The following is a 24,867-nucleotide window of genomic DNA, read 5'->3' as shown; positions in this document are numbered from 1 at the left end:
TCCGACTCACCCACCCCACACCCCCGACATGATCACGGCTGTCTGCCGCGGTCCGTCCATGCCTCCGGAGGGCCGTCGGCGGGACCTTCTCCTGACCCGTCGATCAGGAGGTCGTGGCGGGCGGAGCCGTGGGAACGGAGCCTGTCCCTGACGACCCGTCGGGCACGCCGTCCGGCACCAGGTCGCGGCCCGGCCAGGCTGCCGTCCAGCCGGCCCGCGGCCAGCTCCACGACGCTCCGCCGCCGCGCCATGTGGCCGAGTGTCGTAAGGGTGGCGCGCCCGATCCCCAGCGCCTGCGCGATGCGCGAGGTCTCCGCCAGCCGCCGTTCGGAGTCGTCGCCGATCTCCACCGGACACAGGCGGCAGAGCAGGCCCAGGTACGTGTCCCTCCGTTGGCATATCAACGGAGTGCGGCAACGGCGCTGTCCACGTCACCGTGCACCAGGCCATGGCCCCCGAGCAACGCCTCGCGTGTCATGGGGGAACCCACTTCCTCCGCCGAGGTTCACACGGAAGGGGGACACACGGGTGACGCGGTGACCTGCCTGGAACGCCTCGAACGCATCTCCGACCGGATGGGCGGCGGAAGGGCTCGGCCGAGGTATCTGCTCGCTTCGGCCCGAGTCCTGCGGCAGGACGCTTCCGGCACCGCCCAGGAGAACCTGCGCGAAGCGGTGGGCCTGACGCGCTCGCGCAGTCGGCCCTTCGAGACGGGGTGACGGACACCGGCGCCGCACTGTCGCGCTTCCGCACCAGGGCCGCCATGTGCGAGGCGGGGATCACCGTCCCCGGACGCAAGCAGGCCGCCACCGAGAACGAGGAGCAGCTCGCGATACTGATCGCCGACGCGCTGACCTGCCGTCAGATCGCCACGGGTGCCGCGGCTCAGTGAGGATGTGGTCGCCAACCGGCTGTCCCGGCTGTTCGCACGCACCGGGCCCCGGTCCCGCACCGAAGTGGTCACGGCCGTGCTCACCGGTCACCGCACCCGGAGCCAAGGCTCATGAGGACGGCGGCCGCAGGCGACGAGAGCGGCCAACTTCCCAGGATCGAAGGCAACATGGCGGTTCGGCCGGCAGTAGCACATGAGTCGGCCCGGGAAGCACATGTGTCGCACATACCGGCGCGACAGGACCATCCGGTTCCATTCGTGCGTACTATCTCTACACTGCTGCAGGCCGTGGCAGTTGTGTCCTGCGAGTGATTGGCCCATGTCATGTCTGAAGTCAGCTCCAACTCCCATTCCACAGAACTCACGTCGCAGTACATCGCCCAGGTGACGGGTGACCTTGAGCGCAATGCCAAGGAGCAGGAGCGTATCGGGGCGGAGATCGAAGCCTTGCAGGAGCAGTTGCGTGGCCTGCAGCACGACCACACCGTGCTGGTGAACATGCAGGACGCGCTCGGTGGTCCCAGCCCGGCCCCCGGGGTGGAGGCCGCGGCTGTGGCGTCGGTGCCTCACCAGGCCACCGCCGAACCCAAGCAGAGCAAGGGGAAGAAGGCGGCCGCCACGGGCGCGAAGAAGTCGGCGTCCAAGAAGCCCGCCGCCAAGGCCTCATCCGAGAAGGCGTCCACGGCAGCGGCCAAGCCGACCCTCGTCGAGCTGATCCGAGGGCACCTGGAGAAGCAGAACGAGCCGCGTTCCGCCGCCGAGATCACCACCGCGCTCACGCAGGCCCACCCCGACCGGAGCGTGAAGACCACGGTCGTGCGCACCACCCTCGAAGGACTGGTCGCCAAGAGCCACGCTCACCGCACCAAGCAGGGTTCGTCGGTCTTCTACACCGCGGCAGTCACCTCGGAGCCCGCGCCGGCCGAGCCGCAGCAGGAGGCGGTGTCCGACTGAGCATCCGCAGGAGCCCCTGGCACCGGCATCGACGTGGGGTCGCGGTCCGGACCGGTCCACGAGCAGGGCGGTGCCGTCAGGAGAATTCGTGCTGTACGACCCAGTAGTAGTCGTCCTCCTCGGCTGAGGCGGCGCGCAGGTGGTGGCCGGCCATCGAAACGGCGAGGAACTCGGGGGAGCCCGTCACCGCGGCGATGCGTGACGGCAGGTGCTCGCCGACCGGGTCCGTGACTCCCACCCAGCCGATCTCACTTCCGCCCGACAGGGGCGTAAGGATGAGGAACTGGCCCTTGCACCAGCACCGAAGTGCGGCGGAACTCCCCGAGCAGTGCGGCGCATTCGCGTCGGCGAGGCGCCACCTCGTCCGGCGCGGACACTGGTGCCCACTCCTGTTCGGGCAGGTGCCGTGTCGGCTCCGGACGCTCCCGCGAAGATGTCACGTGCTCCGGCACGGCCGGGCGGCCCGCCATTTCCGCGTAGTCCGAAAGCCGTGACCTGGGAATTCGCGGCTCTCCTGCCCCGCCCCCCTGCTCAGGCCTGCGTCCCCTCATCACGACTGCACACAACACGTCGCAACGGCGCCCGCGTCAGACCCCTGTCACAGCGGAACACGGATCGGAGAGACAGGGAGCAGGCACTGGCCGGGGGCTCCGTGATGCGGACTTTGTCGCTCTATACGATGAGGCGTCCTATGGGGGATTGGGGGAGAGACCATTGGGTTGGGCGGTCGACGAGCGTCGCGGTGATGACGGGAACGGTCATGCGCACTGCGACGGGTTCGGCGACGACCGGTTACCGTCCGCCGCGAGTGACGATGCGGGCGTGCGGCCGCGCGGCCCGCTGCGCCGGTTCGCGTTGTTCGTCGGGCGCACCCTGTACGGCGAGTGGCACGGCATCGTCGTGGATCCGGTACGGCAACTCGTGCGCCGTGGGCTGTCCGGACTCCTGTTGGCGTTCGTGGCCGTCTTCGGGGTCATCTTCTTCCACGCGCTCGCCCAACATCCCACCGGTGCGGTGATCGTGCGGCTGGCCGGCGGAGTGAAGGCCTGCCTGCCGCTGCCCCTGGCCCTGCTGCGTACTCCGGTGTCGCTGTACGTGCCCGCCCTCGACCTTCCCGTGTGGGCGGGCATCACCCAGCTGTTCTTCGCCTTCGCTCTCGCGGAACTCGCCCTCGGCCGGGCCCGGACACTGGGCATCGCCTACGCCACCACCTTGGCCGGCACCCTCACGGTCCGTGTGATGATCGCGCTCGGCCCGGGCTGGTGGGGGCTCGGCCTGCCGCCCGAGATCGGCCAGGTGCTCGACACCGGACCCTCCGCCGCGGTGGTGGGACTGTTCACCTACCTCTCGGTCCTCCGGCGCGCTCCCGTCGTGTTCGCGCTCACCGGCGGCTCGATGGTGTGGGAGTCGGTCGTCAAACCCAATCTGGCAGGCCGTGAGCACCTGATCGCCGTGGGCGCCGCGATTGTCCTGGCGGTGCTGCACGGGCGCTGCCGAAGACTGTGGGACTCCCTCGGCGCCCTGCTTTTCTCGGCATGGTCACGAAGCGGCCTGGAGCGGCTGTTCCCGTCGCGTGGTGAGGGGCGTACGCAGGGCACCAATAGTCAACCGCGCTGAGGGTCCCCGACCGGAGACGGCTGTACCCGTGACCGGTGGAGCGGCGTGTTCAGAGGGCGCGGTCGAGGAGGTCGAGCAGGGCTGCCCAGTGGCGTTCGGTGGCCTTGGCGTCGTACGCGGCGGTGTCGGCCATGGTGTAGCCGTGGTGCGCGCCGGCGTAGACCTCGCTGTGGTGGCGGACACCCGCCTCGGTGAACGCCTTGTCGAGGCGCTCGATCTGCTCGGGAGGCAGGGAGGCGTCCTGGTCGGCGTGGCCGAAGTACAGCTCCGCGGTGACCCGGCCGGCGAGCAGGTGCGGGCTGTCGGGGGCGTCGGTCGCCAGCCGGCCGCCGTGGAAGCCCGCCGCGGCCGCGACCCGCTCGGGGTAGGTGCCGGCGGTGCGCAGGGCCAGTCCGGCGCCCATGCAGTAGCCGGTGATGCCGACCGGTCCGTCGGCGGCCTGCGGGCAGGCGGCCAGCCAGGACAGATAGGCGTCGGCGTCGCGCATGGCCAGGTCTGGGGTCAACTCCCGGATGATCGGGATGAGTTGCTCGAACAGCGCCGGACGGTGGGCCGCGTCGATGACGTCGGGCAGCTCCAGTACCGGTGCCGGCCCGTGGCGATAGAGGAGGTTGGGAACCAGCACGGTGTAGCCGGCACCGGCGAGCCGGTCGGCCATCTCCTTCAGCCGGGGGCGCAGTCCGAAGGCGTCCATGTAGAACAGCACCGCGGGGTGGGCGGCGTTGTCGTCGGGGTGGGCCAGATAGGCGTCGGCCGAGCCGTCCTGGGTGGGGATGTTCACGGAGGTTCCCCGTACTTCACGTACCTCGGTCATGGGCGTCCCTCTTCTTCTCTCGCGTGTGCCTAGGGCGTCTTTCGGGCGTTTCGGGGTGCCGCGGGGATCGCCGACAGCCACCTGATCGCGGAGGTCCCGACGTGCAGTCTGGCACTCGTGGTGCGGTCGGTTCGGCAGGGCCTCGCTGTCGCCCGTGCGGCCGGAGCCGCCATCATGCGCGGACGGCTTCCCGGCGCGTCGCCGGACGCGTACGAGCCTGGTACCGACAGTCCCAGGAAGGCCGGGCTACTGGCTGCGCGCATCGTCCGGTCGCAGGGTGGAGTCATGACGACAACACTCATCACCGGAGCGAACAAGGGACTCGGCTACGAGACCGCCCGCCGGCTCGTCGCCGCGGGCCACACGGTCTACGTCGGCAGCCGGGACGCCGAACGCGGACGCCGGGCCGCCGAGCGGCTGGGCGCCCGGTCCGTCCAGCTCGATGTCACCGACGACGCGTCGGTGCGGGCCGCCGTGAAGGCCATCGAGGCCGAGGGCGGCCTTGACGTACTGATCAACAACGCGGGCATCGAGTCGAGGGGCGAGGGCAACTCCGTGATCGGCGCCGCGGACGTGACCGCCGACGTGATGCGGGAGACGTTCGAGACGAACGTCTTCGGCATCGTGCGCGTCACCCACGCCTTCCTTCCGCTGCTCCAGGCCTCGGCCGCCCCGGTGGTGGTCAACGTCAGCAGCGGGCTGGCCTCGCTGGCCCGGGTGAGCGATGCGGGCACCCCGGCGTACGCCTACCCGGGCGTCGCCTACCCGGCTTCGAAGACCACCGTCAACATGATCACCGTGCAGTACGCGAAGGCGTTCCCGAACATGCGGATCAACGCGGTGGAGCCCGGCTTCACCAAGACCGACCTGAACGGGAACACCGGCATCCAGACCGTCGAGCAGGGCGCCGAGATCATCGTACGGACGGCGCAGATCGGCCCCGACGGTCCCACCGGGGGCTTCTTCGACGCCGAAGGCACCCTTCCCTGGTAGTCCGAGCCGGCACGTCACCACGTACGCGCGCCAGACCCAGCGACCGACCTTCCGCCCCACCGCCTCACCGCCTCACCGATCCAACAGGAGCATCGTCATGACCGCGCAGTCACTTCCCGGCGGAACGTTCACCATGGCCAAGGACCTGACGGTCACCCGCATGGGCTACGGCGCCATGCAGCTCGCCGGTCCGCACGTGTTCGGGCCGCCGGCCGACCGGGACGCCGCCGTGGCCGTTCTGCGCGAGGCGGTCGAGCGGGGGATCACCCACATCGACACCTCCGACTTCTACGGCCCGTACGTCACCAACCAGATCATCAAGGAAGCGCTGCACCCCTACCCGGCCGGCCTGCACATCGTGACCAAGGTCGGAGCACGGCGGGACGCCGAGGGAGGCTGGCCGAAGGCGCTGTCGCGCGACGAGCTGCGTCAGGCCGTGCACAGCAACCTCGACAACCTCGGCCTGGACGCGCTCGACGTCGTCAACCTGCGGGTCGGAGGGTTCGACGCCCCCGAGCCGGGTTCGCTCGCCGAGCCGTTCACCGTGCTCGCGGAGCTCCAGCAGGAGGGGCTGATCAGGCATCTCGGTGTCAGTACCGTCTCCGCCGAGCAGATCAAGGAAGCCCAGTCCATCGCGCCCGTCGTGTGTGTGCAGAACCTCTACAACCTCGCGAACCGCGCCGACGACGCGCTGATCGACTCCCTGTCCGAGCAGGGCATCGCCTACGTGCCCTACTTCCCCATCGGCGGTTTCTCCCCGCTGCAGTCGGACACCCTGCACGCGGTCGCCAACCGGCTGGGGACCACTCCGGTCGCCGTCGCCCTGGCCTGGCTGTCGCAGCGTTCCCCGAACATCCTGCTCATCCCCGGCACCTCCTCGGTGGCACACCTGCGCGACAACATCGCCGCCGCCGCCCTGGTCCTTCCCGAGAAGGAGCTGGCCGAGCTGAACGGGGTCGCGGTGTGAGGAATGTGGGGTCGTTGCGCCGTGAGGAAGGGGCGTAGCGGCCCCGCGGGGTGTCGGGCGCGCCGTGCGCCCGCATCGTACGGTACGAACTTGTTTTTCACGAACGCGTTCGTTAAGATGGTGCGGTATGACGCCTGAGAAGTCCGCTCCGATCAGCCGACGGGAACGCCCGGCGAAGCCCGCCCTGACCAGGCAGGGAATCATCGACGCCGCGCTGGCGATCCTTCGTGACGAGGGGCTGGGCAAGGTGACGATGCGCCGCATCGCCGCGGCCCTCGACACCGGGCCCGCGTCGCTCTACGTCTACGTCCGCAACACGGGGGACCTGCACGCGCAGATCCTCGACTCCCTGTTGGGGCCGGTGAAGGTGCCCGCGCCGGGGGCCGGGACCTGGCGGGACCGGTTGAAGGCGCTGCTGGCCAGCTATGGAGAGGTGCTCTTCCGGCACCCGGAGATCGCCGGGATGGCGATGTCCACGCAGCCGAGCGGCCCGAACTACCTGGCGCTGGCCGACGCGATCCTCGGCCTCCTCGACGAGGGCGGGGTGTCGGGGCGGGAAGCGGCCTGGGCCATGGACCTGCTGCTGCTGTATCCCACCGCCGTGGCCGTCGAACACAGCTCCCCGAAGTCCGCCACGCAGGAGTCCGAAGAGTTCTCCGCCCTGGCCGCGAAGATCGCCACGGCGGACCCGGCGCGCTACCCCCACATCGCCCGGCTCGGCGACACGCTCGTGTCGGGAGACGGCCCGAGCCGCTCCGACTGGGCTCTGGACGTCATCCTGGACGGAGTCCTCGCCGCGGCCTCTCGTGCGTCGGCCGAACAGCGCGCCTGGTGAGAGTGGGGTGTGTGTTTCCCCTGCGTTGCGAGTCGCGCCCGAATGTATGTCTAGGGTTGATCCGTAAGCGCGGGAAAGCGGCGAGGGCCATGACCAGGCCCTCGGAACATATCTCCGGCGGTACGGGCAACGCGAGTTGAGTGCCTCGTACCTGAGCGTGGTTGTCGTGGCGGCAGGCGCTTGAGTGCCGGAGCCCGCGGGGAACCGCCCGCGGTCTGTGCCGCGGGTGAGGGAACGACAAGGGGTGTTGATGGAAGGCGCGGATCTTCCAGTGGGGGACCGGTGCGCGCCGGTCGGTGACGTCGCAGATCAGTTGGCGCGGTAGGCGCCTGTGCGGTGGGACGAGGGCCGGAAGGACGCGGGGGGATCGACACAGGCGCAGGACCCGGAGCGAGGTCACCGCGAAACGGGTGGCCGCGCCGCGGGACGGGCCGTCCCCTGGGTCATGCGACAGAAGAGCAAGGGCATACGACCCCATATCGTCGTCCTGGCGGCGTGGACGTTGCTCTGGTTCCTGTTGGTGCAGAGACACGGGGGGATCTCCTGGCACTACCTGCGAACCGGAGGCCAGCTGCTTTTCGCCGCCGTTCCCGGTGGCGGCCTGGCCATCTACGCCAACCATCCGGAGTTGCAGATCGGCCCCGTGAGCTTTCTGGCGGCCGCGCTGTTCGCCCCGTTGCCGCCCCACATGGCGGAGGTGCTGGCGGAGGCGGTGATGTCCGCGCTCGGCCTCTACATGCTGGTTCTGGTCGGCCGCAGCGCCGCCGACCACAACCGCGGCACGGGACTCAACCACCGCCGGCTCCAGCGGCGGGTGCTCGTGGCAGGGGTGGCCTTCATACCGATGTGGGTCGAAGTAGCGGTCCGTTTCGCCCACTTGGACGACGTACTGGCGCTGTTCTTCACCACTCTGGCCGTACGTGCCCTGGTGCGGGGCCAAGGGCGCACGGTGGGCATCATGCTCGCGCTGGCGGTGGACTCGAAACCCTGGGCGCTGGCGTTCGCGGCTCTGCTGCTCGCCCTGCCGGCCGCGCAACGACGCAACTCCGCGCTGTGGACGGTCGGCCTGGTGGCCGCCGCGTGGCTGCCGTTCTATGTCACCCATCTCAACTCGGCTGCCGCCGCCAGATTCACCATCGCCAACCAGCCCGCCTCGGCGCTGCGTTGGCTGGGTGTCCTGGCCCCGGCCACGCCCTGGTGGGACCGTCCGGCCCAAGTACTCCTGGGACTCGGTCTCGGCGCGCTGGCGGTACTCAGGGGCCGCTGGCCCGCGGTCGTGCTGCTCGGCGCCGACGCCCGCATCGCACTCGACCCGAGCGTCTACACGTACTACAGCGCCTCGATCCTGCTCGGCACCCTGCTGTGGGACGCGGTCGGGCAGCGTCGTTTGGTGCCGTGGTGGAGCTGGATCGCCCTGCTCTCCCTGTACGGCAGCACCCTGTTGGTGCCCTCGGACCGTGTCTGCGGCCTGATCCGGCTGGCCTTCGCCGCAGGTTCGGCGGCCTACGTCCTGCTGGGGCCCGTGCCACGCCGCCGGCGAACCATGACGAAGGCTCCTTCGCCGGCGTCCCCCCAGGCGTGAACGCTGCCGCTGTGACCATCCGCAGGGACGAATGGGTTGATGAATGTCACACGACTAAAGACCTCCCAAATCGGACATATTGCTATTTACCGCGCACCGAGGTCTCTTCCGTCCCTGTAGCGTCGCCGTCATTCGGGAATCGGGATGTGCCTTTGAATGGCCCCCGATGTGACCGCAGACACAGAGCGGGGAATCCTCATGCCGGACATGCACGCACTGCGCCGCGCCCGGCGTGGACTGGCCGCGACCGCGGCCGCCGGGACGGTGCTCGCGGCGCTCTTCGCCGCCACTCCGGCCCAGGCGAGCACCGCCGACGCCACCTCCGACGCGACCGCCACCGTCGGCGGCTCCCAGGTGAAGTGCGCCTCGCAGCGGCCAGGGCTCGCGGCCCGGCTGTCGAAGGACATCGCGGGTGCCCTGCGGGGGCGGGACCGCTCCGCGGCGCTCGCGCTGTACGACCGCACCACGGGGACCTCGTGCAGCTTCCGGGCCGACACCGCCTTCGACTCGGCGAGCGTGGTCAAGGTCACGATATTGGGGGCGCTGCTGCGCCAGACCATGGAGCAGCACCGGGAGCTGACCGCTCGCGAGGTGCAACTGACCACCGCCATGATCACCAAGTCGGACAACGACGCGACGAACGCCCTGTGGGACCAGATCGGCCACGCCGGCATCCAGCATTTCCTGACCCTGGCCGGGATGGGGGACACCGTCCCCGGCCCCAAGGGTTACTGGGGGCACACCCAGGTCACGGCCGGAGACCAGCTGAAGCTGCTCCGACTGCTCACCTCGGACAACTCCGTCCTCGACCGGGACGCGCGTACCTACGCCCTGCGGCTCATGAACCGGGTCGTCCCCGACCAGCGTTGGGGGACGCCCGCCGGGGCACCCGCGACGGCGACCGTTCAGGTCAAGAACGGCTGGCTGCCGCGCGACACCCACGGCTGGCGGGTGCACAGCGTCGGTGTGTTCACCGGCGGCGGTCACGACTACGCAATGGCCGTGCTCTCCCAGGACAACCGCACGATGTCCGACGGCGTCGCGACCGTCGAGGGCGCCGCCCGCGCCGTCAACCGGGACCTGAACACATCAACTGCCGCGTAGGTATTCCCCTTTCGCGCCGATCGGTCGAAGACTAATGTGCGGGCAGCGAGTGGGATTCCCGAGGAGTCGAGACATGGTCGGTCGTCCGAGCGCGCGTTGACGTCGTAGGCCCTGAGCGGCCCGTCATCGCGTGCTGCCCTTGAAGCGCGGCACAGCGAGCCCTCCCCCCACCTGAACCGTCGGCGTCCTCGTCGTGCGTCGGGTGGCGGGCCCTGTCTTGCGCGACCCAAGGGGTTTGCTGTGCCGGACGCTTCCTCCTGTCCGTCCTCCTCGTCCTCCTCGCCATCCTCGTCCGCCTCGTCCTCCTCCGCGTCCGCCGCGGGGCGTCCTGGTCCGCCGCCCCTCCGGCGCGACGCCGACTTCCGCCGGCTGTGGGTCGGGCAGACGGCCTCCCAACTCGGCGAGCACGCGAGCCTGGTGGTCCTTCCGCTGATCGCGGTTCTCACCCTGGACGCCGATGCCGGCCGCTTGGGCGTCCTGCGCGCGGTGGGGCAGGCGCCGACCCTGCTGCTCGCGCTTCTGGTCGGAGCGTGGGTGGACCGATGGCGGACCCGCACGGTGATGGTGCTGGCGGACCTCGGCCGGGCCCTGGCGCTGGGCGGTGCCGCCCTGGCCGGACTCCTCGGCTGGCTCGGCCTGCCGGAGCTGCTCGTGGTCGCCTTCACGGTCGGGGCCCTGTCGGTGTTCTTCGACGTGGCGTACCAGGCCTCTCTCGTACGACTGGTGGAACGCGACCGGTTGGCGTGGGCCACCAGCGCGATCGAGGGCAGCCGCTCGGCGGCGCAGATCGTGGGCCCCGCCCTGGGCGGCGCGCTGGTGTCCCTTCTGTCGGCGCCGATCGCCGCCGCGTCCTGCGCCCAGTCCTTCGCGGGGTCGTTCCTTTCGATCCGGCGGATCCGGCGCCGCGAATCGGTCCCCGAGCGCTCCGGACGGGCCCCTCGGGTCTGGTGCCGGATCCACGAGGGCCTGCGCTTCGTCGCCGGGGACACTTTGCTACGGACCGTGGGTCTGGCCTCGGCCGCCTTCCAGTTCTCCTTCGCGGCGATGATGACCGGCTATCTGCTGTTCCTGCCACGGGACTTGCACCTGTCGGGGAGCGTCGTGGGGCTGACACTCGCCGCCACGGGGCCGGGCGCGCTCCTGGGTTCCGTGCTGGCCGCCCGGCTCCCGGGCCGGTTCGGGCACGGCGTGGTGCTCGTGTCGGCGGCGGCGCTCGGCGACGGCGTGATGCTCTGGGTGCCCGTGCTGAGCGGCCCCTCCGTGGTGACGATCCCCTCGCTCGTCGCGGTCAACTTCGTGTTCGGGACCTTCGGCCAACTGGTGAACGTCACGGTCATGGCCGTGCGGCAGGCCGTCACCCCGGACGGGATGCAAGGCCGCGTGGCCGCGACGATCACGTTCCTCGGCATGGGGGCCGCCCCGCTCGGCTCTCTGCTCGGCGGCTTTCTCGCGGGGGAGTGGGGCCCGCGCACCAGCCTCCTGGTGACGGCCGCCGGCATGATGCTGTCCCCCGCGCTCATGGCACTGTCCCCGCTCGCCCGCCTGGGACGCGAGCTTCCCCCGCGGAACACACCGCCCGGCCATCACCCCCTTCCGCCCGGCTGAGCGGTCGTGGGGGCGGTGCTCAGCCGTCGGGGCCGCTCACCTCGCCGTCGTCGACCCGTTCGTGTAGCGGTCGCGCATGGCGGGGCTCGCCGCCGGGCCCGCCGTGAAGACGAAGGCGCCGCTGTCGTCGAGCCGGCGGCCGGTCCTGGCGTCGACGACGACGGGCTCGACCTCCTCGCCGCTGTCCGCGTCGACGAGGATCATGCTGCGGTCCTGCGGCGCCAGCCGGGAGTTGCCCCAGGCGGCCAGGGCGACTATGACCGGGCGCAGTGAGCGACCGAGCTCCGTCAGGACGTACTCGTGGCGTACGGGGTTGGTCTGATACGGCCGGCGCTCCAGCAGTCCGTCCGCGACGAGGCTCTTGAGCCGGGCCGTGAGCATGCTGGAGGAGATTCCCAGGTTCTCCTGGAACTGGTCGAAGCGGGTGTAGCCGTCGAAGGCGTCGTGGAGGATCAGCAGCGTCCACCACTCGCCCACGTGTTCCACCGTCGTGGACAGCGGGCACTCCCGGTCCTCCAGCCTGATCCGGCTCGCCACGGCGACCATCCCCTCAGTTACTGCTAAAGTCGAAGTTAGTAGCTTCTATTTTAGCAGCAACGGGGCGGCGGTGTTCGGCATGCCCGTACCCGGGAACGGAGCCCACCATGACCACCCACCCCGGCGAATCCCTCGAGGGTCGTCGTGCCCTGGTCACCGGCGGCACCAAAGGCTGCGGCGCCGCCATCGCCCGACGCCTCGCCCAGGCCGGCGCGACCGTACTCGTCACCGCCCGCAGCCGTCCCGACGAGGTCGAGGAGAAGACGTTCATCGCCGCCGACCTGTCCACGGCCGACGGCGCCGCACAGGTGGTCGGTGAGGTGGAGGCCCGGCTCGGAGGTGCCGACATCCTGGTCCACACCCTCGGCGGCTCCGAGGCGCCCGCCGGGGGCTTCGCGGCACTCGGCGAGGACGACTGGGCCAGGGAACTGAACGTCAACCTGCTGGCCGCCGTCCGCCTGGACCGCGGACTGCTGCCCGGCATGATCGCGGCCGGAAAGGGCGCCATCGTGCACGTCACGTCGATCCAGCGCCGCATGCCGCTGTGGAACGGAACCCTCGCCTACGCCGCCGCCAAGGCCGCCCTGACCACCTACAGCAAGGGCCTCGCCAACGAGGTCGCCCCGCACGGCATCCGCGTCAACACCGTCTCGCCCGGCTTCGTCCGGACCACCGCGGCCGACAACCTGGTCGCCAGGATCGCCCACGACGCCGGTATCACCCAGGACGCGGCGCTGGCCCGGCTCATGGACTCCCTCGGCGGCATCCCCCTCGGCCGCCCCAACCATCCCGAGGAGGTGGCCGAACTCGTCGCCTTCCTCGTCTCCGACCGCGCCTCGGCCATCGTCGGCGCCGAGCACGTCATCGACGGCGGCACCACCCCCACGGTGTGAACCGTCCTCACCGACAGCACCCGAAAGACGCCACCACCGAGAGGCCAGCCATGCAGTACGACCAGCCCCAGGACATCGCTCCGGACACCCTGCCCGAGGTGATCACCCGCTACCTCACGGCGCACCGCGCCCACGACACCGCCGCGGCCGTCGCCACGTTCACCCAGGACGCCACGGTGATCGACGACGGCAACACCCACCAGGGCACCGCCGCCATCGAGCGGTGGCTGAACCGGTCGGCGACCGAGTTCACGTACACCATCGATCTCACCGGGGCCGAGCGCACCGACGCGAACAACTACACCGCCACGCACCACCTCGAAGGCGACTTCCCCGGCGGAACCGTCGACCTGCGCTACCGGTTCACGCTCCGCGGTGACCTCGTGGAACGCCTCGTCATCGAACCCTGAGGCCATTGCGGCTACTGGAGCGAGGCCAGTCTCCGGAGTAGCAGGGCGGAGAGCGGCGTGGGGAGGGCGTGCAGGGTGCGGACCAGGGTTGTCGTGGTCCAGGGGAAGTACGCCTGCGCCGGTTCTCTTTCCAGGGCGCGTACGACGTGCCGTGCCGCGCGGTTCTGGCTGACTTGGAAGGGCTTGGGGAGACCGTCGGCGCCGACGCGGTCGGTTGCGACGAAGCCCGGGTGGATGCTGGTGAACCGGATCCCGCGGGGCGCGAGTTCGACGCGCGCGGTGTCGAAGAGGGTGCGTGCGGCGGCCTTCGCGGCCGAGTACGGGCCCTGGCGGGGGATGCCCATCAGGCCTGCCAGCGAGTTGGTGTGGGCGATCAGGCCTCCGTTGCGCTGGGTTTTCATCTGTGCGATCAGCGGGACGAGGTAGTGGACGACGACGTCGTAGTTCAAGGCGGTGATCCGTGCGATGTCGGACACGGTGACCTGGTCCATGCACATGTCCGGTCCCTGGCCGGCGTTGAGGAGCGCGATGTCGACGGATCCGTACTCCGCGACGCACGTGTCCACCACCGCGGAGGCCGCCTCCGGGTCCAGGGCGTCGGCGGCGATGTCCAGGCAGGCGCTGCCCGCGGCTCGGATCTCCCTGGCCACGGAGGCGAGTTCGGGGGCGCGCCGTGCCGTGATGACCAGCCGGTTGCCGCTGTGCGCGAGTTGGCGTGCCACCTCCGCGCCGATGCCCGAGGAGGCGCCGACGATCAGGACGGTTCGGCCGGTGACGCGGGTCATGGTGTCACCCTGCCCGGAGGGCGGTCCGTCACAGGAAGTGCCGGCCCTCACCCCGGTACGTCGGTACGGTGTCGACCACCTCGCCGCCGCTGACCAAGTGGAGTTCGCCGACCCGCTCGCACAGTTCACCGGCCTTGGCGTGCCGCAGCCACACCCGGTCGCCGATGCGCAGGACCTGAGCGGGCTTGCCGAGCAGCGGCGTCTGCACCTCGCCCGCCGCTTCGGTGGCGGTGACGCGCAGGCCGGGGGGCCAGGCCAGCGTGGGCAGCCGGTCCTTGCCGGGCGGGCCGGACGCGACCCATCCGCCGCCCAGGAGCGTCGCGATCTTCGGGGAGGGGCGGCGTACGACAGGCAGCACGAAGTACGCGGCGTGGACCGGCCGGAAGGACCGGTAGAAGTCGAAGAGCCCGGGACCGTACAGGCCGGAGCCCGCCGCGAGTTCGGTGACGGCGTCCTCCCGTGTCGTGGTCTCCAGGCTGCCGGTGCCGCCGCCGTTGACGAACCGCAGCGGAGCGACGGCACGTACGGCGGCGACCGCGGCCTCCCGTCGGTGGCGCAGTTCCTCGACGGAGGAGCGCTGCATCGCGCGCACGACGGCCCGCTTGAGCAGGGAACCGGGCTGGTTGTCGCCGAGGCCGGCGACCTGGCCCTCGTACCCCATGATCCCGGCCAGTTCGAAGCCAGGACGGGCCGCGACCTCGCGGGCGAACGCGGCCGCCTCCCGCGGCGTGTGCACCGGCGACCTGCGCGGCCCGAGATGAAGTCGGCCGCCCGCCAGTCGCAGGGCGGCGTCCAGCTCCAGGCAGACGCGAACACGGGTCTGCCTGGGGCCGGTCGCGGCGTCCACGAGGTCGAGATGCTCGACGGAGTCCACCATCAGGGTGATCCGGGAGGCGAGCCGTTCGTCGGCGGCCAGCCGGCGCAGCGCGGTGGCGTCGGTGGTGGGGTAGCCGACGACGACGTCCTCGAACTCCTCGGCCAGCCAAAGGGCTTCGGGCAGCGTGAAGCCGAGGATGCCCTGGAACCCGGGACGGGCGAGAGCCCGGCGGATGAGGGCGCGCGACCGCAGCGACTTGCTCGCGAGCCGTATCGGTTTGCCGCCCGCGCGGCGTTCGAGGTCGACGGCGTTGGCGTCGAAGGCGTCCAGATCGATGACGCCGAAGGGCGGCTCCAGGCCCGCGGTCGCCGCCCGCAACCGGTCGAAGCGACCCGGTTCCGCGGGGGCGGACCGGGCCGGGGTGGTGGCGGTGTCGGTGGTCATCGGCTGTCTCCTCGCTCGCGCACCGCGGCCGTGGCGATGCTCCTACTGCGGCGTTCCGCCATGGCCGCCACCTTGGGGATCACGAAGCGCATCAGCCGTGGGAACACCCCGGCGACCCGCTGAACCCTTCCGCCGACGGCGGGGTGGACGACTTCGACCGGCTTCTTCACGATCGCGTCGACGACGACCGAGGCGACCTTCTCGGGGGTGAGCGGCTTCTCGGCGAAGGTGATCACCGCGCTGGGGTCGGCCATCTCCTGCTCCAGCATCGGCGTCCGGGTGCCGGGCGGGTGGATGATGCTGAACGTCACCGGACCGCCCCGTTCCTCGATCGCCACGCTGTGGTGGAAGGCACGCAGCCCGTGCTTGGTCGCGCCGTAGGTGGTGTAACCGGACAGCGGCAGGAACGAGCTCATGCTGCAGACGGTGATGATGTGCCCGTGCCCCTGGGCGCGCATCCGGGGCAGCGCGGTCAGCGTCCCGGCCATCGGGCCGAGGAGGTTGACCTCGACCATGTGGCGGTGCTGCTCCAGTGACAACTGGCGTGCGTATCCCGTGTGGATGATCCCGGCGTTGTTGACGAGAACCTCGACGGGACCGAGCCGGGCCGCGACGGCGTCGAAGGCCTCCTCCCAGGCGTCCGCGTCACGGATGTCGAGGGGGATCGCGCAGGCGGCGGTGCCGAGTCGGTCGGCGAGGCGGGTGGCCCCGGCCAGGTCGATGTCGGCGAGGGCGACCCGGTGGCCGCGTCGCACCGCCTCCCGCGCGGTGGCGGCGCCGATCCCACTGGCCGCGCCGGTCACCAGGACCACGCTCATCGCGGCCTCCCCTCGCAGGTGCCGCCGCTGCCGAACGAGGTGTCGTGGGCGCCGTCACCCGTTCGATGTCCGTGCATGTGAACTCCCGGGAGGCGGGCGGGGGATGGCCCCGTGGACGGAGTGCTCGTGTCCGCGAGCGGAGGGGGCGGGCCGGCCGGCTGTCGGGGAAGGCCCGTGCGTGCGCGGTCATGACGGCAGGACGTACGCCTCCAGCCGTGCCCCGTTGAGCTGTGCCGCGCGCTCCGGGTCGTCGGTGGGGACGGTGGCGGCGTACAGGGTGTCGCCGCGCGGGCCCGCGACCAGGCAGCTGAGCGTACGTTGGCTGGTGACGACGCGGTCCAGGATCGTGCCGCCGGGGCCGACCCGGACGCACTCGCCGCGCAGCGCGTTGGCGACCCAGGCCGTGCCGTCCTTGCCCGGTGCGATGCCGTCCGGGGCGATGGGGGTGTCGGAGCGGTCGGCGATCGCCTGGTGGTCCAGCAGCGACGAGACACGCCGGGTGATCCGGCCGCGCAGCCCGGGACGGTTGAGGGACTTCCACAGCCAGGCCGGGACCAGCGGAGCCCAGGGGCGTGGCGGGCCGAGCCGTCCGTCCGGCAGCACGGGCAGTGCGGTGAGCCGCATCGCCAGTGTCTCGGCGACCAGCAGGGTCCGCCCCCCGTCGATGAGGATGCAGCCGTTGGGGAACACCAACGGCTCGCTCAGGCCCAGCAGTTCGCCCTCCGGTGACAGGCAGGCGAGCGGGGCCCTGGGCGGTCCCGGCGGTGCGTAGAGCATGGCGTTGGGCCGCTGTCGGACGAAGCCGTGGTAGTCGAAGCCGAAATTGCCCACGTAGGCGCGGCCCTGCCCGTCGACGAGCATGTCGTTGACCGGGCCGCCGGCGATGTCCCCGAGGTCCGCGTGCACGACCAGGGAGCCGTCCGGCTCCTGGCGGTGGACGCGGTGTCCGTCCATCGAGACGACCAGCATCCGCCCGTCGGGCAGCCAGCCGAGGCCGCCGGCCCGGCCGGGGACCTCCACCACGGTCTCCGGCTTCCCGAAGGTGTCCCAGCGGTGCACCGTCCCGTGGGCGAAGTCGCAGAACCACAGCGCGCCGTCGTGCCAGCGCAGGGACTCCAGCGTGCCGAATCCGTCCAGAACGACAGTGGCTTGCGGTCGCACTTCCGCCTCCTGAGGGGGCTGGGGCCTGTCGTTCGGATCAGGCCTGGGCCACGCGGGGTGAGCAAGCGCCCTCTCCTGAAACGACCTGACCCGAACGGCAGGCCCTCGCGCCAGGCGCCGGGTTCCGCTACGGTCGCCCACCGCGCGGAAGTAAGTCAAGAGTCTTGGACGCTTGACTTACTTCTTGGCGGATCCGCGCTCCGAGCCGACGCGCGGCCCGTGGGTCTGGCTATCCTGGCGGACGAACCCGCAGGTGAAGAGGGGAGATCGTGTGTCCCGTATGGCGGCGAGCGACCGGAGGGCCGAGCTCCTCGAGGCCGCGATCCGGGTCATGACGCGTGACGGCGTGGCCAAGGCCACCACCCGTGCGATCGTCAACGAGGCCGGTATGACCCTCGGGGCCTTCCACTACTGCTTCGACTCCAGGGCGCAGCTCCTCGAACGCGTCACCGAGACCCTCACCGAGCGGTACGTCGCCGAGGTGCGGGGCCTGTTCGCGCCGCACAAGGACATCCGCGACAGCGTCCTCGACAGCCTGCACGCGTTCTGGAAGGGGTTCGAGGCCAACCCCGGCGAGCACCAGATCAGTTACGAGCTCACCCAGTACGCGCTGCGCAATCCCGGCTTCGAGAACATCGCCAGGAGACAGTACGAGATCTTCCTGGCCGCCTTCGCCTCCCTGCTCGAACTCGCCGCCGACAACGCCGGGATCGAGTGGACGCAGCCGGTGCCGATCCTCGCGCGGTACGTGCACTCGGTGATCGACGGCCTGAACATGACCTGGCTCGTCGACCGCAACAGCGACCACAGCCTGGCGGTCCTGCACCTGCTCGCCGACCACCTTCTCCAGTACGCCCGGCCGTCAGCCGCCTGACGCCTGCGCCGTCGGCGGCTTGTCATACGCTATGATCGATCTTGAGCAGGCCGCCGGAAGTCTCGGCGACAGGCCTCGCGTTGGTGGTCCAAGGAAAGACGCCCCGCTTCCTGCGGGGAGATGCAGGTGCAAGGCCTGCCCGGCGCTCCACAGAACCCCGTCCCCGGTGCTCCGGAGGCGGGGTTCACTCGTTGCGGCCGGTGCCGTCAGCGGTCCCGAAGGGGCGCGTTCGAGGCGCGGGTCCAGAAGTTCGTGCTGCGGGTCCAGAAGTTCGTGGTGCGGGTCCAGTTCGAGGTGCGGGTCCGGGACAGGATTTTGCCGGATGTCGCGGGCGATGTTCCCGCGGGTCCACCCCCTCGCGATGACCGGGTGAAGACGTGCCCCGCGTAGTCGGGCTCGTGGAAGTCGGCCGTCCGCGGCATGATCGGCCGGACAGGCCCTACCTGCGCAGGACCAGGTCGAGGAGGCCGGGGAAGCGCTCGTCGAACTCGGCGCGGCGCAGCCGGTTGAGCCTCTTGGGTCCGGCGTCGCGCTGCTCCAGGAGACCGGCCTCGCGCAGTACGGCGAAGTGGCGGCTGAGGGTCGCCTTGGTGACCGGCACGTCGAAGCTGCCGCACGCCCGTTCCCAGTCGGCGGCCCCGGCCAACTCCCGCACCAGGGTCTGGCGGACGGGGTCGGCGAGGGCGAGCAGCGCCGTCTCCAGCGGTACGTCGCCCGGAGGGGTGTGGACCGGTGGTGTCCGGTGACTCGTGGCCGCGGTCGGCCGTCCGCTCCGCACGGTCGCCCGCCCGCCCCGTGCGGTCGACTCTCGGCTCTGTGCCGTCATGGCTGGTCGCTCCGTCCCGACTCGCTTGGTCCGTGACGCGTGCCGTACACGGATTGCAGAGTGTTCGATGATCTGCGTACACTCGGACTGTTCGCTCGTAGACGAACAGTCTACCGGAGCCCGCCGCGTATCGCCCGGCTCCGGCCCCCCACCGCCCTCCGGCATGTCGGAAGGAAATCCGTGCCTCAGCCCCAACCCCACAAGACCCGGCCGGGTCTGACGCTGTTCGCGGCCAGTCTCGGTTTCGTGGTCGTCATCCTGGACGTCAGCGTCGTGAACGTCGCCACCAAGGCGCTCGGCGCGGACTTCGGTGGCAGTCTGTCCGGTCTGGAATGGGTGATCAACGGCTACACGCTCACCTTCGCCGCCTTCCTCCTGACCGCCGGCGCCTTGGGCGACCGGTACGACCCCAAGCGGATCTTCATGGCGGGCTTCGCGCTGTTCGCCGTGACATCCCTGGCCTGCGGCGCCGCCCCCTCGCTGGTCGCCCTCGTCACCGCCCGCGTGGTCCAGGGCGTCGGCGCCGCGATGATCGTGCCGTCCTCCCTGTCGATCGTGAACACCAACTTCCCCGACCCGGCGGAACGCACCCGTGCCGTGAGCCTCTGGGCCGCGGCCGGCGGACTCGCCCTCGCGCTCGGCCCGGTCGTCGGCGGCCTGCTGGTGGACTCGCTCGGCTGGCGCTCGATCTTCCACGTCAACGTCCCCATCGCCGCCGTCGGCATCGTGCTCGTGCGGGCCCACGCCCGGCCCGCCCCCGCCCGCGACGCCTCGGTCCGTCGCTCGCTGGACCTGCCCGGCCAACTGCTCGCCGTCGTCGGCCTGGCCGCGTTCACGGGAGCGATCGTGGAGGCCAACGCGCAGGGCTGGTCCTCGGCCACCGTGCTGGCCTGCCTGGCCGTCTTCCTGGTCGCGCTGATCGGCTTCCTCGCGGTGGAGCACCGCAGCGGCGATCCGATGCTGCCCCTCCACCTGTTCGGCAGGCGGGTGTTCAGCTCCACGTCCCTCATCGGCGCACTGCTGAACTTCGCCTTCTACGGCCTGATCTTCGTCTTCAGCCTCTTCTTCCAGCAGGTCTGGGACTACTCGCCCATCGGGGCCGGACTCGCGTTCCTCCCGATGACGGCCGCCATCATGATCGCGAACCTGTCGTGCGGTCCACTGGTCAAGCACTACGGCGCCCGGACCGTGCTGATCACCGGAAACACCCTGGCCGTCGTCGGCTACCTGGCCGCGGTCCCGGTCGTCGACTCGGGGGCGTACGCACAGCTGATCGCGCAGTTCGTCGTCGCCGGATTCGGCCTCGGTCTGGTCGTCCCCTCCATGACGAACGCCATGCTCGCCTCCGTGGACCCGGCCAACGCCGGTATCGCCTCCGGCGTCCTCAACGCCTCGCGTCAGCTGGGCGGCCTCATCGGGGTCGCGGTGATGGGCCTCCTCGTCGGCCACGCCGCCTCCGACCACTTCCTGTCCGGGCTGCGCGCGGCCCTGCTCTGCGCCGTGGTGGCCCTCGCGATCAGCGCGGTGCTCAGCGCGGTCGGCCTGCGCAGGCGGCCGGAGCCCACCGCGACGGCACCGGCGACCGCTGCGACGGTACCGGCGACCGCCGCAGCCAAGGCCAAGGCCAAGGCCGAGCCCAATTGCGAGCCCGCTCTGAAGACCACCGACGCGCGCTGACGGCCGCCGCCCGGTTGCCCTGCCCGAACGGGTTTCCCGCATATGTGACAGATCTCTTCTCCAGCGACCTACCGGCCGGTATACAAGCGATGTTGAGCCTGCAAGGAACGCCGCGTCAGTGTCGACGGAGGAGAGATGATGAACCATCACGTGGTCCGGGGCGATGCCACCCGAAGACGAGGACACGCCTCCGCGCTGGGAGCCGCCCTCGGTTGCGGTGTCCTTCTCCTCGGCGTCGCCTCGGCGTCACCCGCCGTCGCGAGCGGACCGCACTCCCACCGGGGAGTCAACTACGTGGCGCTCGGGGACTCGTACACCTCCGGACCTCTGATCCCTCGTCAGGTGGACGCCAACTGCGCCCGCTCCGACCAGAACTACCCCTCGCTCGTCGCGACGCGGCGGTCGACCGGAACGTTCACGGACGTGAGCTGCGCCGGCGCGACGACCGACAACATGTGGAAGGCGCAGGGAACCAACGGACCCCAACTGAACGCCGTCGAGCGCTCCACGGATCTGGTGACCGTGCAGATAGGCGGCAACGACATCGGCTTCGGCTCCATCATCGGCACCTGTGCCACGCTGAGTTCCAAGGACCCGTCGGGCAACCCCTGCCAGCAGTACTACAACTCCTCGGGCTTCGACCAGCTGACACTGAACATCATCGAGACGGCTCCCAAGATCGCGCGGGTGCTGCGCGCCGTGCACGACAGGGCCCCGCACGCCCGCGTGCTCGTGGTCGGCTACCCGGACCTCCTGCCCGACGACGGCAGCGGCTGCTATCCGTCCGTCCCGTTCGCCGCCAAGGACTTCGCCTACCTGCGTGACGTCGGGAAGCGGCTCAACCTGATGATGCGCACGGTGGCCCTGTTCAGCCGGGCCGAATACGTCGACACGTACAAACCCACCGTCGGACACGACATGTGCAAGGCACCCGCCGACCGATGGATCGAGCCGCTGCAGCCCGCTTCACCCGCCGCCCCCGCACACCCCAACGCCAAGGGCGAGGCGGCCATGGCCGGGGCGGTTCTCCGGCGGCTGTAGCTCCTGCGCGGTGCGCGATCTCCATGGACTACCCAAAGTCCACGGACTCCACGGGACTCCGTGGACTTTATGGACCGGACATGTTTACAGGATCTGTCCAGGATCACACGGGTCAGTGAGCACCTGATGCCGAGAGCACCGAGAGGTGAGTTCCATGGCTGGCGAGCAGAAAGCCAAGGCCAAGGCCGAGCAGGCCAAGGGCAAGATCAAGGAGACCACGGGTCGTGCCGTGGGCAACGAGCGGATGACGGCCGAGGGGCGCATGGAGAAGGCCAAGGGTGACGCGCGTCAGGCGAAGGAGAAGACCAAGGACGTCTTCCGCGGCTGATGCCCGGCCGCTTGTGGGGCGGACGGTTCACACGGAGCAGGGGGCCCGTCGCATGGAGCGACGGGCCCCCTGCTCCGCTCCGCGCGCACCCGCGCCGAGCGGTGGAGGATCGTAGGCTTTCCCCGCCGAAGATCGTAGGCTTTCCCCTCCGGAGACTGTGTGGGGGAGCCATCTATGACCACGGCCAGGGACCTCTTGATCACCGCCTTGGACGTGGACCCGGACCGCCCCGTTGGGCAGGGCGACCTGTCCCTCGCACTCGCCGGCGCCGAGGTGATCGACCTCCTCGCCGCTGACGCCGTCCACCTGGACGGTGATCGCCTCGTGCCGGCACCGGAGCCGACGACGGAAGACCGCCTCCTGGCCGAGGCGGCGTCCTCACTCGTACGCCAGGTGCCGTACGAGCCCGTCGAGGACTGGCTGTGGCGCAGGGGGCGCGGCCTGGCCGCGGTCCATCTGGCCGCACTGGAGGCGGACGGTCAGCTGACCCGCCAACGCCAACGACGACTGCTTTTCGGAGCCGTCCGGATGGTCGTGGTCGATTCGCCCGCCCGGCGCCGGGCCCTGCACCGCTGGGCCGCCGACGAGCCCGTCCTCGTCTCCCTCGCGGCGGCCGTCGGGATTCCGGCCGAGCAGGGCGCGGACGGTCCGGTCGTGACCGACGACGCGGTGACGACCGTGCTGGCCGCAGTCAACGACGCGGTCATGGAACTGGAAGCGGTACGCCAGCGCCGGTCCATCGAGAACGCGGCGTTCGCCAACCTCTGGCGGGGCGCGTGACACGAGCGGGCGCGCCGCGACACGCCGGTTTCAGAGGATGGCCTCGGGCCGGCGCGGGTTTCCGGTAGCGATCACTAGCCCTTTCCGGGCTCGTTCTCGGGCGTGTCGGCACCGGTTCCGGTGTCAGTGCCCCTGGCAGCGCTCCGGTCCGGCGCGTCGTCGCGGGCCGCGCGCCGCGCCCGCACGGTGCCCGCGACCCGCTGGAACGTCCGCGTCAGCTGGTGCAGCGGGTTCCCGTCCTGGCCGGCGGACGTCTCGTGCGCACCGGACGTCGTAGTGCGGAGGTCTCGGAGCTCGGCCAGCGCCGCATGGGCGAGTTCGGTCGCCTCGCGGTACTGGTCGCGTGACTTCGTCATGGCGTCGAGTGCCTCGGCGTAGACGGCCACCAGCGCCCGCGCCTCCTCGAGCGTCAGCAGCTTCCAGTCCTCCCGGAGGCCGGTGAGGGCGACCTCCGCCGCTACCGGCAGCGGCCGGGGCAGTGCCGCGTACCGTACGACCTTCTCCAGGAGCTCCGTCGGCTCCGAGCCGTCGAGGAACACACTGCGTACGGTGCAGTCCTGCTCGTCGTACCCGAGCCGGGCGGGGGAACCGGGAAGAATCACGGCGCCACCGCGCGGCACCCGTACGCCCAGGTCGTACAGCGCCCAGTTGACCGCCTGGAACTGCTCGGGCGCGGCGCGGTGTTCCACGACGCGGTGACGCAGAGCGGGCGGGAGCAGCCGGGCCAGCGGGAGGCGACCGCGTTCGTCGGTGGTCATCGCCTCGTGGATGACGACGTTGATGCTCCAGCTGTGCTGCGCGGCCTCCTTGAGCAGGCGGCGCAGTGCCTTGTCCTCCTGCGGCAGCGGGTTGATGTCCCGCAGACGGAGCCCGGCCACGATGTCGTGGTCCCAGGCGACCTCGTGGCCCTCGGGCCAGAACATGGTCGCGGGAGAGGGCCACGCGAGGTCCCAGGGCCGTTCCGCCTCGGCCACCAGTGTCCAGCGGCTTGCCTCGGCGGCGAGATCGCGTCCGTCCGTCGTGAGCCGAGCGCGAACCGTGACGGCGTCGTCGACCAGCCAGCGCGCCTCGAAGACATGTCCCTCGGAGTCCGAGGGGTTCTCCGCCTCCAGGAAGTCGTGGATCGTCTCGTCGGCCTTCAGCCTCCGCAGGTTCTCCCTGAGGATCTCCTGCGGGGCGGGCCCGACATGGCGCCCGCCGGCCAGCCAGACGGTTTCCGGAGCGGTGGCGCGGGCGGTGGAGGGCTTGGGCATGAGTCACTTTGCGGTGGGAGGCGGCGTGCCCGCCCAGTATGGTCAGCGCGGGTGGCGAGCCGAGCGGCGAGGTCCGTGCGGATCACGTACATACCCTATTGCGAACCTTTGACCGTTGCGGTGCCTTATGTGCGTTTTTGAGGCCTTGATCGATGTGGCGCGGATCCCTTTCCCGCCTGGCGGCTCCGCAACTCGCTTGCATACGTGGCCGTCAGGGGAGACGTAGCGCCGTCCGTCACGCCGGGCGCAGCGCGCTGTGGATCGCCTTCTGTCCGGCGAAGAAGATGGACTCTTCGCGTATCGAGGCACCCGGGCTGGGGGCGTGGATCATCATGCCGTTGCTGGTGTAGAAGCCGACGTGGCTGACGTCGTCGTAGAAGAAGATCAGGTCGCCGAACTGGATGTCGGTCAGGGGAATCGCCGCACCGGCGGTCGCCTGCCCGTGCACGGTGCGCGGGAGCGCGACCCCGGCGGCCCTCCAGGCGGCCTGGACGAGGCTGGCGGAGTCGTATGAGTCCGGTCCGGTCGCGCCCCAGACACACGGCTTGCCGATCTGCGCACGGGCGAAGGCGAGGGCCTTGGCGGCCTTGCCGCCGTACGCCGACTCCGCGGCGCCCATCGCGCCGACGGGGTTGACCGTGTTGACCGCGCCGACGGACGCTCCGGTGCCCACGGGCATACCCGCGGTCAGGGGCCTGCCGGTGCCGAGGGACATGTCCGCGCTGAGCGGCATTCCCGCACCGAGGGACATGTCCGCGCCGGGAGGCATACCCGCGGTCAGGGGCCTGCCGGTGCCGAGGGACATGTCCGCGCTGAGCGGCATTCCCGCACCGAGGGACATGTCCGCGCCGGGAGGCATA

The 24,867-nt window shown here is 70.7% G+C and carries 28 protein-coding genes; 17 read left to right on the top strand and 11 right to left on the bottom strand.

Going from position 1 to position 24,867, the window contains the following annotated elements:
- Positions 1-32: 32 nt before the first annotated feature.
- Positions 33-350 carry a hypothetical protein gene (locus ACIQTP_RS34550; protein WP_403407416.1) on the bottom strand — a complete coding sequence of 106 codons (318 nt, stop codon included), beginning with the start codon at positions 348-350 and terminating at the stop codon, positions 33-35.
- A 186-nt stretch (positions 351-536) separates the two neighbouring features.
- Here ACIQTP_RS34550 and ACIQTP_RS34545 point away from each other — a divergent pair, with 186 nt between their 5' ends.
- The 3 genes from ACIQTP_RS34545 (at position 537) to ACIQTP_RS34535 (ending at position 1,846) form a co-directional block, all read left to right on the top strand.
- On the top strand, positions 537-719 hold the full coding sequence (locus tag ACIQTP_RS34545; protein WP_403407414.1) for a hypothetical protein: 183 nt from the start codon (positions 537-539) through the stop codon (positions 717-719).
- Positions 716-892: a hypothetical protein gene (locus ACIQTP_RS34540; protein ID WP_403407412.1), complete on the top strand. Its 177-nt coding sequence runs from the start codon at positions 716-718 to the stop codon at positions 890-892. The genes ACIQTP_RS34545 and ACIQTP_RS34540 overlap by 4 nt, the downstream gene beginning before the upstream one ends.
- 324 nt (positions 893-1,216) lie before the next feature.
- On the top strand, positions 1,217-1,846 hold the full coding sequence (locus ACIQTP_RS34535) for a BlaI/MecI/CopY family transcriptional regulator (protein ID WP_403407411.1): 630 nt from the start codon (positions 1,217-1,219) through the stop codon (positions 1,844-1,846).
- A 76-nt stretch (positions 1,847-1,922) separates the two neighbouring features.
- Here ACIQTP_RS34535 and ACIQTP_RS34530 read toward each other — a convergent pair whose 3' ends face one another.
- Positions 1,923-2,084, bottom strand: a complete 162-nt coding sequence (locus ACIQTP_RS34530; protein ID WP_403407410.1) for a hypothetical protein — start codon at positions 2,082-2,084, stop codon at positions 1,923-1,925.
- 584 nt (positions 2,085-2,668) lie between these two features.
- On the opposite strand from ACIQTP_RS34530, the gene ACIQTP_RS34525 reads away from it, so the two are divergent.
- Positions 2,669-3,463 carry a hypothetical protein gene (locus ACIQTP_RS34525; protein WP_403407409.1) on the top strand — a complete coding sequence of 265 codons (795 nt, stop codon included), beginning with the start codon at positions 2,669-2,671 and terminating at the stop codon, positions 3,461-3,463.
- Between the two features lie 49 nt (positions 3,464-3,512).
- Here the strand turns inward: ACIQTP_RS34525 and ACIQTP_RS34520 are convergent, their stop codons facing one another.
- Positions 3,513-4,277: a dienelactone hydrolase family protein gene (locus tag ACIQTP_RS34520; RefSeq protein WP_403407407.1), complete on the bottom strand. Its 765-nt coding sequence runs from the start codon at positions 4,275-4,277 to the stop codon at positions 3,513-3,515.
- Positions 4,278-4,562: 285 nt separating this feature from the next.
- On the opposite strand from ACIQTP_RS34520, the gene ACIQTP_RS34515 reads away from it, so the two are divergent.
- The 6 genes from ACIQTP_RS34515 (at position 4,563) to ACIQTP_RS34490 (ending at position 11,363) form a co-directional block, all read left to right on the top strand.
- Positions 4,563-5,270 (top strand): SDR family NAD(P)-dependent oxidoreductase, encoded by a 708-nt coding sequence (locus ACIQTP_RS34515; RefSeq protein WP_403407405.1) that lies wholly within the window; start codon positions 4,563-4,565, stop codon positions 5,268-5,270.
- Between the two features lie 97 nt (positions 5,271-5,367).
- Positions 5,368-6,237: an aldo/keto reductase family oxidoreductase gene (locus ACIQTP_RS34510; protein ID WP_403407403.1), complete on the top strand. Its 870-nt coding sequence runs from the start codon at positions 5,368-5,370 to the stop codon at positions 6,235-6,237.
- Positions 6,238-6,364: 127 nt separating this feature from the next.
- Positions 6,365-7,072, top strand: coding sequence for a TetR/AcrR family transcriptional regulator (locus ACIQTP_RS34505; RefSeq protein WP_403407401.1), 708 nt, complete (start codon positions 6,365-6,367; stop codon positions 7,070-7,072).
- Positions 7,073-7,517: 445 nt separating this feature from the next.
- Positions 7,518-8,654, top strand: coding sequence for a hypothetical protein (locus ACIQTP_RS34500; protein WP_403407400.1), 1,137 nt, complete (start codon positions 7,518-7,520; stop codon positions 8,652-8,654).
- A 207-nt stretch (positions 8,655-8,861) separates the two neighbouring features.
- Positions 8,862-9,758 carry a serine hydrolase gene (locus tag ACIQTP_RS34495; RefSeq protein WP_403407541.1) on the top strand — a complete coding sequence of 299 codons (897 nt, stop codon included), beginning with the start codon at positions 8,862-8,864 and terminating at the stop codon, positions 9,756-9,758.
- A gap of 240 nt (positions 9,759-9,998) precedes the next feature.
- Positions 9,999-11,363, top strand: coding sequence for an MFS transporter (locus ACIQTP_RS34490; protein ID WP_403407398.1), 1,365 nt, complete (start codon positions 9,999-10,001; stop codon positions 11,361-11,363).
- Between the two features lie 36 nt (positions 11,364-11,399).
- On the opposite strand, the gene ACIQTP_RS34485 is transcribed toward ACIQTP_RS34490, so the two are convergent.
- Positions 11,400-11,909: a winged helix-turn-helix transcriptional regulator gene (locus tag ACIQTP_RS34485; RefSeq protein ID WP_402039484.1), complete on the bottom strand. Its 510-nt coding sequence runs from the start codon at positions 11,907-11,909 to the stop codon at positions 11,400-11,402.
- 98 nt (positions 11,910-12,007) lie between these two features.
- On the opposite strand from ACIQTP_RS34485, the gene ACIQTP_RS34480 reads away from it, so the two are divergent.
- On the top strand, positions 12,008-12,793 hold the full coding sequence (locus tag ACIQTP_RS34480; RefSeq protein ID WP_402039485.1) for an SDR family oxidoreductase: 786 nt from the start codon (positions 12,008-12,010) through the stop codon (positions 12,791-12,793).
- 50 nt (positions 12,794-12,843) lie between these two features.
- Entirely contained in the window at positions 12,844-13,203 is a 360-nt protein-coding gene (locus tag ACIQTP_RS34475; RefSeq protein ID WP_403407396.1) for a nuclear transport factor 2 family protein, read from the top strand.
- An 11-nt stretch (positions 13,204-13,214) separates the two neighbouring features.
- Here ACIQTP_RS34475 and ACIQTP_RS34470 read toward each other — a convergent pair whose 3' ends face one another.
- The 4 genes from ACIQTP_RS34470 to ACIQTP_RS34455 form a co-directional block, all read right to left on the bottom strand.
- A complete protein-coding gene (locus ACIQTP_RS34470) occupies positions 13,215-13,988 on the bottom strand; it encodes an SDR family NAD(P)-dependent oxidoreductase (protein WP_403407394.1) in 774 nt (257 codons plus the stop codon).
- A gap of 28 nt (positions 13,989-14,016) precedes the next feature.
- On the bottom strand, positions 14,017-15,249 hold the full coding sequence (locus tag ACIQTP_RS34465) for an amino acid deaminase/aldolase (RefSeq protein ID WP_403407392.1): 1,233 nt from the start codon (positions 15,247-15,249) through the stop codon (positions 14,017-14,019).
- Complete coding sequence (locus ACIQTP_RS34460; protein ID WP_403407390.1) at positions 15,246-16,067, bottom strand: SDR family NAD(P)-dependent oxidoreductase; 822 nt, start codon at positions 16,065-16,067, stop codon at positions 15,246-15,248. Before ACIQTP_RS34460 ends, ACIQTP_RS34465 begins: the two co-directional genes overlap by 4 nt.
- A 186-nt stretch (positions 16,068-16,253) precedes the next feature.
- A complete protein-coding gene (locus ACIQTP_RS34455; RefSeq protein ID WP_403407388.1) occupies positions 16,254-17,228 on the bottom strand; it encodes an SMP-30/gluconolactonase/LRE family protein in 975 nt (324 codons plus the stop codon).
- Between the two features lie 280 nt (positions 17,229-17,508).
- Between ACIQTP_RS34455 and ACIQTP_RS34450 the strand changes: the two genes are divergently transcribed.
- Positions 17,509-18,102 (top strand): TetR/AcrR family transcriptional regulator, encoded by a 594-nt coding sequence (locus ACIQTP_RS34450; RefSeq protein WP_403407539.1) that lies wholly within the window; start codon positions 17,509-17,511, stop codon positions 18,100-18,102.
- A 439-nt stretch (positions 18,103-18,541) separates the two neighbouring features.
- On the opposite strand, the gene ACIQTP_RS34445 is transcribed toward ACIQTP_RS34450, so the two are convergent.
- Positions 18,542-18,928: an ArsR/SmtB family transcription factor gene (locus ACIQTP_RS34445; RefSeq protein WP_403407387.1), complete on the bottom strand. Its 387-nt coding sequence runs from the start codon at positions 18,926-18,928 to the stop codon at positions 18,542-18,544.
- A gap of 180 nt (positions 18,929-19,108) precedes the next feature.
- On the opposite strand from ACIQTP_RS34445, the gene ACIQTP_RS34440 reads away from it, so the two are divergent.
- From ACIQTP_RS34440 to ACIQTP_RS34425, 4 genes are all read left to right on the top strand, one after another.
- A complete protein-coding gene (locus ACIQTP_RS34440) occupies positions 19,109-20,605 on the top strand; it encodes an MFS transporter (RefSeq protein WP_403407386.1) in 1,497 nt (498 codons plus the stop codon).
- A gap of 138 nt (positions 20,606-20,743) precedes the next feature.
- Positions 20,744-21,646 carry an SGNH/GDSL hydrolase family protein gene (locus ACIQTP_RS34435; RefSeq protein WP_403407537.1) on the top strand — a complete coding sequence of 301 codons (903 nt, stop codon included), beginning with the start codon at positions 20,744-20,746 and terminating at the stop codon, positions 21,644-21,646.
- 154 nt (positions 21,647-21,800) lie between these two features.
- Positions 21,801-21,974, top strand: a complete 174-nt coding sequence (locus ACIQTP_RS34430) for a CsbD family protein (protein WP_381938701.1) — start codon at positions 21,801-21,803, stop codon at positions 21,972-21,974.
- 174 nt (positions 21,975-22,148) lie between these two features.
- The gene (locus ACIQTP_RS34425) at positions 22,149-22,754 is read left to right on the top strand and encodes a GPP34 family phosphoprotein (RefSeq protein WP_403407384.1); all 606 of its coding nucleotides are present in this window, start codon (positions 22,149-22,151) and stop codon (positions 22,752-22,754) included.
- A gap of 74 nt (positions 22,755-22,828) precedes the next feature.
- On the opposite strand, the gene ACIQTP_RS34420 is transcribed toward ACIQTP_RS34425, so the two are convergent.
- Both ACIQTP_RS34420 and ACIQTP_RS34415 read right to left on the bottom strand, forming a co-directional pair.
- The gene (locus ACIQTP_RS34420; RefSeq protein WP_403407382.1) at positions 22,829-24,007 is read right to left on the bottom strand and encodes a hypothetical protein; all 1,179 of its coding nucleotides are present in this window, start codon (positions 24,005-24,007) and stop codon (positions 22,829-22,831) included.
- A gap of 235 nt (positions 24,008-24,242) precedes the next feature.
- The coding region (locus tag ACIQTP_RS34415; protein WP_403407381.1) for a C40 family peptidase at positions 24,243-24,867 on the bottom strand (625 nt) is incomplete at its 5' end.

This window comes from Streptomyces sp. NPDC090798 (assembly GCF_044768965.1).
Taxonomy (GTDB): domain Bacteria; phylum Actinomycetota; class Actinomycetes; order Streptomycetales; family Streptomycetaceae; genus Streptomyces.
Note: the sequence above shows the minus strand (reverse complement) of the source record. Positions and strands in the feature narration are given on the sequence as shown.